The sequence below is a fragment of the Paenibacillus sp. NFR01 genome (assembly GCF_900111565.1).
Lineage (GTDB): Bacteria > Bacillota > Bacilli > Paenibacillales > Paenibacillaceae > Paenibacillus_AQ.
Genome location: NZ_FOIK01000006.1, coordinates 55,711 through 67,683 on the forward strand (window position 1 = coordinate 55,711; position 11,973 = coordinate 67,683).

Consider the following 11,973-nt stretch of genomic DNA (forward strand, 5'->3'; position numbering starts at 1 on the left):
CAGCTCTTGCTGGCCCGCCCTGCGTTCCCGTCGATCATTCGATTTATCAAGCTTAGGCTTTAACCGCGCCCAGCGTCATGCCGCCAACGAAGTATTTTTGCAGGAACGGATACACAACCAGGATCGGAACCGTTACGACGATGGTGATTGCCATCTTGATGGATTCCGGCGAGATTTGCGCCATCTTGGTCGCCATATCGTTCGCGTTGGTCATCGCACTGCCTTGGTTCGTCGATTGCAGCACTTTCATCAGTTCATACTGCAGCGTGGTCAGGTTGGCCTTGCTGCCGTTGTACAGGTAGGTGGTGAACCATTCATTCCATTGACCTACCGCCAGGAAAAGGGCGATGGTCGCAAGCACCGGCTTACAGAGCGGCATAATGATCCGCCAGTAAATCATGAAGTCATTGGCTCCGTCCAGCTTGGCGGATTCCTGAAGCGCGTAAGGCAGGCCGTCCATGAAGGAACGGATGACGAACACGTTGAATGCGGAAACTGCACCCGGCAGGATGTAGATCCAGAACGTGCCGATCAGATTCAGGTCTCTCATCAGAATGTAGACCGGAACCAGACCGCCGGAGAAGTACATCGTCATGGCCAGGAAGACCGAAACGAATTTTCTGGCGCGGAATTCCTGTCTGCTCAGTGTAAAGGCCAGCATCGAACCGGTGAGCAGACCGATGAGGGTACCGCTTACGGTCCGGAGCACCGAGATTTTGAAGCCTTGGATCAGACCGGTGTAGCTAAAGATGCGTTCGTAGTTCTCAAGTGTAAATACCCGCGGCCAAATGTAGATCCCGCCGCGAACCGTGTCTGTAGATTCGTTAAAGGAAATTGCCAGTACGTTCAGGAAGGGATATAAAGTCACGATCATGATGATCCCCAGAAAGACGTACAAGAATATATCAAATGCCCGTTCAGACTTGGACATTGCGAATGCTTTGCCTGCCACTTTATTCCCCTCCTTACATGATGCTTTCTTTTGTAATTTTCTTCATGGTGCCGTTTGCTACCAGCAGCAGAATGATGCTGACTACGGAAGTAAACATACTGATTGCGGTACCGTATGAGAAGTGGGCGATCTGAATACCATACTTAAGCGCATACATATCCAAGACTTCCGAATAATCGGTAACAAGGCTGTTGCTGAGCTGGAACTGCTTTTCAAATCCGATGCCAATCAGGTGGCCGATGGACATGATCAACAGGACCGTAATGGTAGTCCGGATCCCCGGAAGCGTAATATTGAACATTTGCTTGATGCGGCCTGCGCCGTCGACTTTGGCGGCTTCATACAGTTCTTTATCGATGCCTGTAATCGCTGCCAAGTAGATGATCGCATTCCAACCTGTTTCTTTCCACAGATCCGCTGCGGTGATAATCCCCCAGAACCATTTGGCTTTCGCCATGAACTGAATCGGCTCATCGGTGATATGAAGCCAGGTCAGCATATCGTTTACGATCCCGCCGTTGATCGACAGCATCTTGTAGACGATACCGCCTACAACGACCCAGGATACAAAGTGAGGCAGGTACGAAACCGTCTGCACCGTGCGTTTGAATGCGTTGCCGCGAAGCTCGTTGAGCAAAACCGCGAATAAGATCGGAACGACAAATCCGAAGACAAGTCCCAGTCCGCTCATCGCCAAGGTATTACGGAGTACGAGGTAAAAACGGTCATCCTGGAACAACCGGCTGAAGTTATCCCATCCAACCCACTTCTGCTGGCCGAAGGTCTTGAACGGTTTATAATTTTGGAATGCCATCGTCCATCCCCACAAGGGTACGTAGCTGAAGATAAATACCCAAATTACGAATGGAATAGACATGAGATACAAGTACTTCTGTTGCACTACACTCTTCCAAAAACCATTCGTTTTCTTTGTAGGTGGGGCGTGGGTCACGCTTTCATTTACGGTAATGCCTTCATCCGTGAGCGCTTTCACGTTTATGATTCCCCCTTCGTCTTTATAGACATATCATACCGCGCTCGTTTGAAAGCGGATACCCGACAGATTTAACGTAAAATCAGTGAAAATTAGACATTGCCCCCCGTCAGTTTCCTTTCAGCTTGTCATAGCTCACCGGAATCGTGAAAACGATTTTCGTCCCGAGGCCGTAGGCGCTTTCGATTTGCAGACCGTGGGCCTCGCCGTAATACATCGTCAGCCGCTGATGCACGTTGCGCATGCCGATCCGGCTCTCCGCTTCTTCGTCGGCGCTGGTGATTTTGGCCATAATTTCCGCCAGCCGCTCGTCGGTCATGCCGATGCCGTCATCCTCCACTACCACAACCACTTCTTCGTCCCGCAAGGCGACATTAACCTTTACATGCACCGTGCCTTCCTTATTCTCCAGTCCATGCACGACGGAGTTCTCCACGAGCGGCTGGATCACAAGCGGCGGAACCATGATCTCCGACGTCCGGGCATCAAATTCGATTTCAAACATCAGCCGGTCCTCATAGCGGAATTTCTGGATCTCCAGATACGAACGGATCATTTCGATTTCTTCCTTAATAGGGGCACGGTCTCTGCCGACCTCCAGGTTTTTGCGCATCAGCTTGCCAAGCAGACGGACGATATTGGCGATTTCTTTTTCGCCCTTTAAATGTGCATTCATGCGGATCGATTCCAGCGCGTTGAACAGGAAATGCGGATGGATCTGGCTGGCCATCATTTTCAGCTTGATCTCCTTCTGCGCCAGCTCCAGCTTGCTGTTCTTCTCATTGGTTTCGACGACCTGGTAGATCAGCCGGTTGATGCTGCCCACCATATAGTTGAACTGGCGCGACAACTGCCCGATCTCGTCGGTACCGTCGATATGCGACACGACCTTCAGATTGCCAAGCGCAACCTGGTTGAGCTGCCGGCTAAGCCGCAGCAGACGGTTCGTGGTCAAGAGCGAGATCGTATATACCAGAACCAGAGCCACCAGCAATACGCCGCTAATAATCATCAGCCCGATGACGCTCACCCGGTTGGCCGCGCTCAGAATGCTTTTGGTTTCGAATACGGAGATGACTTTCAGCTTGCTGACGCTCAGCGGCGGGGTCATTTCATCCACGATGACGTAGGAATCCTTGCCTTTCACCGTTGTACGGATGACCGCCTTGCTTGTCGATTTCAAATCCGTCCCGATATCGAACGTATCCAGCGTGCTCCCTACGAGCTCCGGGTTTTTGGCGGCGACAATGTAGCTCATCTCATCCGTGATAATCGTTTCGAACGGCTCCTGGTACAGCATTCCGTTCAATTCGTTTTGCGACACCTGAACCATAAGCACGCCGGTCTTTTTATATTCCGGAAAATACACCTGGCGGATCAGGCTCAGCTTGTTAATCGTCCATTTTTCGCTGTTCGCAAAGTTTTCCTTGTCGGGGATATACAGCCAGAATATATTTTTGCTGCTGAGCGCTTTTTTATACCAGAGCTTCGATTCGATCTCGGGCGTAAGCGGCACGATGGACATGTCGTCCACGAGCGTATTGTTTTCAATGAAAAAGCGGATATTCGAAACTTCCCTGTACTGCAGGATGTAGTCCTTGAAATCGGTATAGTTCAGATAAGCCTTGGTCAACTCCAAAATGTCCGGATACTGCGTGGTGACCAGCACCTTCAGCGACTTGTCAAAATACAGCAGGTTGGAGATATCCGTAGGCACGCGAAGCTTATTCGACAATTGGCTTTTGACTTTATCCACATTGTTTGTCGCCTGGTCGATCGCCCGGGTAAGCGCGGCTTGGCGAAAATAACTGGTCAGAATAATCCCGACGATCAGCACGGGAATCATGACTACCAGAATGTAGAATACCATTAGCTTATACCTGAATTTCAGATTATTGATCATGCGCACCAGCTTTTTTATCTTGATGGCCCCCTTCGATCACCGCTTCCGCGGTAAATGGCAAACAGGCCGTTCCCCGACCGGTCAGATCGGGAACAGCCTGGCTCACACACTAAGCATACGCGCAAAACCCGGGACGGGCAATAGCTCCTGCTCAGGTATTATTTCTCTTTGCGGAAGGCGGTGGGCGACACGCCGACATATTTCCGGAACTTGGCATTGAAATAATCCGCGTTCATGTAGCCGACCTTTTCAGCCACCTCGTAGACCTTCATGCCCTGGTTCAGGAACTGCTTCGCCTTCTCGATTCTTACTTTGTCCAAATACGTGTTAAAATGCTCGCCTACCTGCAGCTTGAACATTTTGCCTAAATACGCGCTGTTATAATTGAACACTTCGGCAAGCGCGCCAAGCTTCAGATTCTCGTTATACCGCCGCTGAATCAGATCGGTAATCCGTTTGATTTCATCGCCTTTTCCGCCGCCCATCCGCTTCGAAATCTGCTCCAGATAGGCTGCAATCCGCCCTTGCATCCCTGTCAGATTATCGCTGCCGTACAGCTCGCTCATCGGGGAAGGCACGTCGGCAATGGCTGCACGGACATCGGGATTGGCAGCCTCCAGGCGCGCGACAATGCTGCTTATGATCCGGATGAGGTTCTCCTTGAGATAAGCCTCCTCGCGTTTTTCGCCGACAAGCTTGCGAATGATCCGGCCGATCAGCCCGCCGACGGCTTCGTGGTTTCCGGTCTCGACCGTCAGCAGCAGCTGCATTTCTTCGTCGCGTTCCCCATCCGTCTCCAGGTCCGCTTCTTCAGCCTGGACGATGTTCTCCTCGGCCTCTTCCCATAAATCCGGAGTGCCGCTAAGCAGCGTATCGGGCGGTCCGAAAAAGGCATCCTCCAGACGTTCCACGGCTACGTCAAAGGACATTGCAACCTCCTCCGGGACCAAGGCGATTCCGCCTGTCGCGGCTCGGAAATCCAGCCCCTCACCGGAGATTATCCGGTTCAGCTCCTGCCAGAAGGCCGTTCTCGCCTCCGCACCGGTCAACGGCTGCTTCAGCAAAATCCCCAGATAGGGCGGCAGCGAAAACAGCAGTCCTCGTTCGGGCTTCACTTTCTGCTCCAAGAGGCCGCGAACCTGCTCCTCCCGGTAAGCCTCGCCTTTATGGAGGCCCTTCAGCTCGACCAGCACCACTTCCAGGCTGCGGTCCAGCAGTCCAAGAATGGCGGCGGCATCCTCCGCCGCTTCGGTATTCTCCCGCGGCTGCAGCAGGTCTCTCAGCAGCGTCTCGTCGTTGCGAACCGGTCCTTCCGCTTGCAGGCGCGACAGGAATTCCTCTTGCTCTATGGTCTCGCGCAGCTCTTTGAGATAGTTCAGCAGTTCGTCTTCGTCGACCGGCTTCAGCAGGTATCCGTCGACATGATAGGAAATCGCACGCTTAGCATATTCAAAATCGGCGTGGCCGCTGAGAATCAGCACATGGCAGTCCGCTCCCCGGTCGCGCAGCTCGGCAATCAGATCCAGGCCGTCCATCCCCGGCATCCGAATATCCGCAAGGATCAGTTTGGGAGCATGGGTCTGAAATTTCTCAAGCGCCTCGAATCCGTTCGCCGCCGTTGCCACCACGGTATAGCCCTGCTCCTCCCAAGGAATGAGCGTGCGCATTCCTTCCCGCAGCTTGGGCTCGTCATCTACAATCAGCACTTTAATCATATCATCATCCTCCCGGCAAAACTTCGGCTTGCTTCTATAATAGCATTAATTTTGGGTTAACCATGACTACAGAGAATGTTTGGACTTTCGGTCGCTGTTGTCGGGTGAAATCCGGAGACAGCATATGTTTACGATGCGAGCTTTCCAGAGAAAACTTTCGGTCGAACGCTCACGCTCCTGCAGTTCCAAACTTCTCTTCCGCCACTTCCCCTAAACTCTCAGTGTAAACCCATAATAGCCTTTATTGACGGTACGCAGCCAGCTTCTCGTTCAGCTCGCGGGTCTGTCCGTATACTTCTTGGTACAGCTTAAAGAGGCCGTCATATACCGCGGACTGCTCAGCGTTCGGCTTATACACATCCGCCGGACGGATAAAGCTCTCTGCGCATTCGCCGAGCGACTTGAACCAGCCGGCGCCATAAGCTGCGAGCATTGCCGCGCCCATGGCCGGGCCCTGCTCGCTTTCGAGACGGATAATCGAGGCCCCGAAGATATCGGCTTGCATTTGCAGCCAGTCTTCGTTTTTGGCTCCGCCCCCGATCGCTACGATTTCGTTGATCGTTTTGCCGGATTCGCGTACGATTTCGATCGACTCGCGCAGGGAGAACGTGATGCCCTCCAGCACGGCACGGGCGAAATGCGAAAGCGTGTGGCCGGAATCCATGCCGATGAAGCTGCCGCGGATGTTCGCATCGGGATGCGGCGTGCGTTCGCCCGAGATATACGGCGTGAACAGCAAACCGCTGCTGCCCGCCGGGATTTGGCTTACGCCGGCCAGCAGTTCATTGAAGCTCTTATCGGCGGCAAAGGTTTCTTTGAACCAGGTCAAGCTGTGTCCTGCCGCCAGTGTAACGCCCATAATATAGTAGGCATCCTTTTCCCCGTGGTTGAAGAAATGGACTTTGCCTTCGAGATTAAGATCTTTGTTGCTTTCATAGGACAAAACTACGCCCGAGGTGCCGATGCTGCACATCGTGCGTCCTTCGCCCAGGATACCGGCGCCAAGCGCCCCGCAAGCGTTATCCGCGCCGCCGGCGAATACTTTGGTGGTCGCCAGCAGGCCGGAGGCTTCGGCGATTTCCGGCAGCAGCGTGCCGGTTTGGTCAAACGACTCCACCAGCTTCGGACAAAGCGAGAGCGGCAGCGAGAATGCTTCGGCAATCTCCGCGCTCCATTCCTTCGCGCCGACGTCCAGCAGCAATGTGCCGGCAGCATCGGAATAATCCATGGCGTAGTCGCCGGTCAAGCGGAAACGCACATAGTCTTTCGGCAGCAGGAACTGCTTCGCGGCTTCCAGCACATTTGGTTCGTTTTCCTGTACCCAGAGGATTTTCGGCAGCGTAAAGCCTTCGAGCGCCTTGTTGCGCGCAATGTCGATCAGCTTGCCGCCCAGCGTCTTCTCGATTCTGCGGCATTGCGCCGTCGTCCGCGTATCGTTCCACAGAATAGCCGGACGCAGCACTTTGCCTTCCCCATCCACGAGCACGAGGCCATGCATTTGACCGGAGAAGCTGATTCCGTCAACCTGCGAAGGCTCCACGCCCGATACTTCCATCAAACGGCGCAGGCTGACCAGCGTTCCATTCACCCAGTCCTCCGGATTCTGCTCGCTCCAGTTCGGCTGCGGCCGGCTGAGCGGATAGCTCTCCGAATGCTCGAACGCCACTTTGCCCTGCGGATCGACCAGCACGGTCTTTACCGCACTGGTTCCCAAATCTACACCGATTACATATTTCATTCTGAACCTCAACCTCCTGAAATATCGGCTCCTACGGCCGTAATCTATAACAAAAGGGGCTGCCGAAGAATGCAATCTTCGGCAGCCCCCGTTTTCCTTCAGGCTGCTGCCCTCAGGGACCGGAGCCCATAAGGCCCGGCATTTGGGACTACTCAGCCAGGATGTATTGGTTCAAAGTGGCTTTGAGCAGTTCTTGACGGCCGGATTGGTTCGGACGCGGATTTTCGTTGTTCAGCGCGTAGTCGGCAAGGGAAGCCAAAGTAGCTCTGCCGGATACGATGTCGGCGCCGATGCCTTCTTTGAAGCTGCTGTAACGTTTGTCGATGAAGTCGTCGAATACGCGGTCTTCGATCAGCTTGGCAGCAACTTTCAGGCCTTTAGCATAAGTGTCCATGCCGGCGATGTGCGCCAGGAACAGATCTTCAGGTTCGAAGGACGGACGGCGTACTTTGGAGTCGAAGTTGATGCCGCCTTTGCCCAGACCGTCGTTTTTCAGTACTTCGTACAGGGTCAGGGTAGCGTCGTACAGGTTAACCGGGAATTCGTCGGTATCCCAGCCGAGAAGCGTGTCGCCTTGGTTCGCGTCGAGCGATCCCAGCATGCCGTTCAGACGGGCTACGCGCAGTTCGTGTTCGAATGTATGTCCAGCCAGGGTAGCGTGGTTCGCTTCCAGGTTGAGTTTGAAATGTTTGTCGAGGCCGTATTTTTGCAGGAACGAAATGGTTGTAGCGGCATCGAAGTCGTATTGGTGTTTGGTTGGCTCTTTTGGTTTTGGCTCGATCAGGAATTGGGCTTCAAAGCCGATTTCCTTCGCGTAATCCACAGCCATGGAGAACAGGCGGGCAATGTTGTCCAGTTCAAGACCTAGATCGGTGTTCAACAGTGTTTCGTAACCTTCACGGCCGCCCCAGAATACATAGTTGTCTGCGCCCAGGCGTTTGCCGACTTCCAGACCTTTCTTCACTTGGGCAGCGGCGTGTGCGTACACGTCAGCGTTGCAAGTGGAGCCTGCGCCGTGCATGAAGCGCGGGTTGGTGAACATGTTAGCGGTGTTCCACAGCAGTTTCTTGCCGGATTGTTTCATGCCTTGTTCCAGAATATCGACGATGGTGTCGATGTTGCTGTAGAATTCGCGCAGGCTTGCACCTTCAGGAGCGATGTCTACATCGTGGAAGCAGTAGTATTGGAGGTCCATTTTGTCCATGAATTCAAAAGCGGCTTCAGCGCGTGCTTTCGCTTTGTCCAGCCCGCTCAGCTTGTCCCAGCTGCGGATTGCCGTTTCGGCGCCGAACGGATCGGCTCCGCCCGCAGTCAATGTATGCCAATAAGCCATTGCAAATTTCAGATGCTCTTCCATCGTTTTGCCGGCTACGATTTCTTTAGGGTTGTAGTATTTGAATGCAAACGGGTTGGTGGAGCGGCTTCCCTCGTAAGAGATTTTGCTCACTGTTTCAAAATAAGCCATGAATAGAATCCTCCTTGTGTGTTCGCTTTATCCGCAAGCGTTTACAGGACCATCTTAGCACAATTTCGCGACTTTGTATATTGGTTAAACAAAGTTTTTTATTTTTTCAAAAACGTATGTTCAAAGGCTCGCAACAATTGCCGAAAGCACTGCGCCCGCCGCAAACATCCTGCTCTATCATTCCCCCGATGCCGCCGATTCATTATTGCAATTTGCTGGATATCGCTCTACACTAAGGGGCATACCCTAAATGAGAACGTTGCCAAAAAAGAAGGAAGTGTGCTTCGTGAAAGTTACCGGTGATCAGGCGCTGGTCAAAAAAATCAACAAATCGTTAATTTTACATACCATCCGCAAGCAAGCCCCCGTCTCCCGGGCCAAGGTCTCCGAAATGACCGGACTCAATAAAGCCACCGTCTCGAACCTCGTCGCCGAACTCTGCGGCCAGGAGCTAGTGACCGAAGCGGGGCCGGGTGAATCCAGCGGCGGACGCAAGCCGACGATGCTTCATTTCAATCAAGGCGCAGGAAGCGTTATCGGGATCGAACTTCGCGTCAAGCAGTTGACGGCCGTGCTGTGCGACCTCGGCGGAAGCATCCTGGAGGAACGGGAAACGGCGCTGGACCGCCACGATCTGCCTATTGTGCTGGAAAAAATGAAGTCGATGATCGCTGAACTATTCGCCGCCGCCCCCTCTTCCCCTTACGGCATTGTAGGGATCGGGGTAGGCGTTCCGGGCATGGTCGACGAGCATGGCGTCGTGCTCTTCGCGCCCAACCTCGGCTGGGAAATGGTCGATTTGCGCGCGCTGCTGGAAAATGAGTTCTCCGTCCCCGTCACCATCGACAATGAGGCCAACGCCGGCGCGCAAGGCGAGCTGAATTTCGGCGCGGCGCAAGGCGTCCGGCATCTGCTGTACATCAGCGCCGGCTCCGGGATCGGGTCGGGGATCATCATCGGCGGCGAGCTGTACAAAGGGGCCCGCGGCTATGCCGGCGAGACCGGCCATATGACGATCGAAGCGGAAGGCAAACCGTGCAGCTGCGGCAGCCGCGGGTGCTGGGAGCTGTACGCTTCAGAGAAAACTTACGACAATCCGGATCTCCGTCTACCGGCACAAACCACGGCCGGTCTTGTCAAGCATGCAGCCGCGGGCCAGGAGGACGCCCTGCGGCATTTTGCCGCTATGGGCCAATCGCTCGGGATCGGAGTCACCAATCTGATTAACAGCTTTAATCCTGAGCTGATCGTCATTGGCGGTGCTTTGTCCGAAGCGGAGCCCTGGCTGGCCGAACCGCTGCGGCGGGTCGTTGCCGAGCGGACGCTTCCCTACCATAAGCAGCAGCTCGAAATCACCTTCTCCAAGCTGGGCAGCCGTGGGACTAAAATCGGCGCTGGTTTTGCGGCAGTGATGCATTTTCTCGGCAACATCCGGATCTCGGTGTAACCCTTTGGACACATTTGGCTAAAAAAAATTGCACATATCTTCCTGCAATGCGGCAAAACGTGAAGCAATCCTATATAATATAGGTCAGATAAGTGTGACATTTATCACACCATTTTCCCTGAAATGGAGAGAAGTCCATGACCTATGTTGATTTGTCCGACATTTCGACGCAAATGTTCATTGTCGTACTGCTGCTCCTGCTCATCATCGCTCCGCTCATCAGCCTCGGCGTGCTGCGTCTGTTTCAATCCCGGAAGAAGTCCGGACTTATGCTTATATTCAGCGGAATTGCCGTATATGCCGTATTTCAAACGTTCATGTCCATCACCCATTTATAATTGGACCAGGGAACTTATGCATTTCGTTAATGCAAAAAAAGACCGCTCCACTTGCATGGCCCCCGCCAGAATGACTTCTGACAGCCGGGTTGCCTTCGCAAATGGAAGCGGTCTTTTGTGTATTTCAGCTCACCGTTTACTCAGTGGCGAGCGCTTTGGCAAATTGGGTTTTGTTCATGCCGACAATCTTGAAATCGCCGATGACGGTTACCGGTACGGCGCGCATGCCCATATCCCAGACCTGCTGGGCGTAGTCATCGTTCTGTTCGATGTTGCGCTCCTCATAGGAAATTCCTTTTTCGCTCAGAAAGCTTTTGACCTGACGGCAATGCGGGCAGTTGGTCGAAGTGTACACAATTACGTTTTCCATCGTTGATCTCTCCTCTCATATGCATGGAATCTTGTTTATTGTAGCACCGGAGTGCGGTTCGTTCCAAATTCAGGGTTACAGAATCACTGCGCTGTGCTCCAGCGATTCAATGTACTTCTCGGCGTCCATTGCCGCCATGCAGCCGCTGCCGGCAGCCGTAATCGCCTGTCTGTAACGGGTATCCTGTACGTCGCCGCAAGCGAACACGCCCGGAATGTTGGTCTCCGAGGTTCCCGGATTGGTGACGATGTAGCCATTCTCGTCGGTGGTGATTTGTCCGCCGAGGAAGCCCGTGTTCGGATGATGTCCAATCGCCACGAATACGCCGCTGGCTTCGATTACTTCTTCCTTGCCGGTTTCGTTGTTCAGCACTCTGAGGCCGTTAACGCCTCTTTCTCCGGCGGCCACTTCAAGCGGCGTACGGTTCAGTGCCCACTCCACTTTCGCGTTGTCGCGAACGCGGTCCTGCATAATCTTCGAGGCGCGCAGCTCGTTTCTGCGGTGCACCAGGGTTACTTTCGAAGCAAAACGGGTCAGGAAGCCGGCTTCCTCCAGCGCGGAATCTCCGCCGCCGACGACCACGATCTCTTTGCCGCGGAAGAAAAATCCGTCGCAAGTGGCGCAAGTGCTGACGCCGCGTCCGATATTGTCCTGCTCTCCCGGAATGCCGAGATACTTAGCCGTCGCACCGGTCGAAAGAATCAGCGTGTCGGTAACCAGCGGTTCCATGCCTTCCACATACAGCTTGAACGGACGGTCGCCCAGCTCCACGCGGTCCACCCAGCCGGTGATAAAGGTTGCGCCGAAACGTTCCGCCTGCTTGCGCATATTGTCCATCAGTTCGGGACCCATGATGCCTTCGGGGAAGCCCGGGAAATTTTCGATTTCGGTTGTTGTAGTCAGCTGTCCGCCGGGTTGCGGGCCTTCGATCACGAGCGGATTAAGGTTGGCCCGGGCCAAGTAGATCGCTGCAGTCAGCCCGGCAGGGCCAGTACCGACGATAATGGATTTGTACATAGCTATATCCTCCTTCAGATGGACGACTGAGACG

General features: G+C 53.8%; 10 protein-coding genes. 2 read left to right on the plus strand and 8 right to left on the minus strand.

The window, feature by feature from the left end:
* Positions 1-52 precede the first annotated feature (52 nt).
* From BMW84_RS20825 to xylA, 6 genes are all read right to left on the minus strand, one after another.
* Complete coding sequence (locus BMW84_RS20825) at positions 53-952, minus strand: carbohydrate ABC transporter permease (protein ID WP_175498949.1); 900 nt, start codon at positions 950-952, stop codon at positions 53-55.
* Positions 953-965: 13 nt separating this feature from the next.
* Entirely contained in the window at positions 966-1,904 is a 939-nt protein-coding gene (locus BMW84_RS20830; RefSeq protein WP_254773083.1) for an ABC transporter permease, read from the minus strand.
* 151 nt (positions 1,905-2,055) lie between these two features.
* Positions 2,056-3,849, minus strand: coding sequence for a sensor histidine kinase (locus BMW84_RS20835; RefSeq protein WP_091071689.1), 1,794 nt, complete (start codon positions 3,847-3,849; stop codon positions 2,056-2,058).
* Between the two features lie 158 nt (positions 3,850-4,007).
* A complete protein-coding gene (locus tag BMW84_RS20840; RefSeq protein WP_091071691.1) occupies positions 4,008-5,564 on the minus strand; it encodes a response regulator transcription factor in 1,557 nt (518 codons plus the stop codon).
* Positions 5,565-5,805: 241 nt separating this feature from the next.
* Positions 5,806-7,302 carry a xylulokinase gene (gene xylB / locus BMW84_RS20845; protein WP_091071693.1) on the minus strand — a complete coding sequence of 499 codons (1,497 nt, stop codon included), beginning with the start codon at positions 7,300-7,302 and terminating at the stop codon, positions 5,806-5,808.
* 148 nt (positions 7,303-7,450) lie between these two features.
* Positions 7,451-8,767, minus strand: coding sequence for a xylose isomerase (gene xylA, locus BMW84_RS20850; protein WP_091071694.1), 1,317 nt, complete (start codon positions 8,765-8,767; stop codon positions 7,451-7,453).
* 286 nt (positions 8,768-9,053) lie between these two features.
* Here xylA and BMW84_RS20855 point away from each other — a divergent pair, with 286 nt between their 5' ends.
* Both BMW84_RS20855 and BMW84_RS20860 read left to right on the plus strand, forming a co-directional pair.
* Positions 9,054-10,214 carry an ROK family transcriptional regulator gene (locus BMW84_RS20855; RefSeq protein ID WP_175498951.1) on the plus strand — a complete coding sequence of 387 codons (1,161 nt, stop codon included), beginning with the start codon at positions 9,054-9,056 and terminating at the stop codon, positions 10,212-10,214.
* Between the two features lie 137 nt (positions 10,215-10,351).
* On the plus strand, positions 10,352-10,552 hold the full coding sequence (locus BMW84_RS20860) for a hypothetical protein (protein WP_091071698.1): 201 nt from the start codon (positions 10,352-10,354) through the stop codon (positions 10,550-10,552).
* A gap of 136 nt (positions 10,553-10,688) precedes the next feature.
* Here the strand turns inward: BMW84_RS20860 and BMW84_RS20865 are convergent, their stop codons facing one another.
* Together BMW84_RS20865 and trxB are read right to left on the minus strand one after the other, a co-directional pair.
* A complete protein-coding gene (locus BMW84_RS20865) occupies positions 10,689-10,922 on the minus strand; it encodes a glutaredoxin family protein (RefSeq protein ID WP_091071700.1) in 234 nt (77 codons plus the stop codon).
* Between the two features lie 75 nt (positions 10,923-10,997).
* A complete protein-coding gene (gene trxB, locus BMW84_RS20870) occupies positions 10,998-11,939 on the minus strand; it encodes a thioredoxin-disulfide reductase (RefSeq protein WP_091071701.1) in 942 nt (313 codons plus the stop codon).
* Positions 11,940-11,973 lie beyond the last annotated feature (34 nt).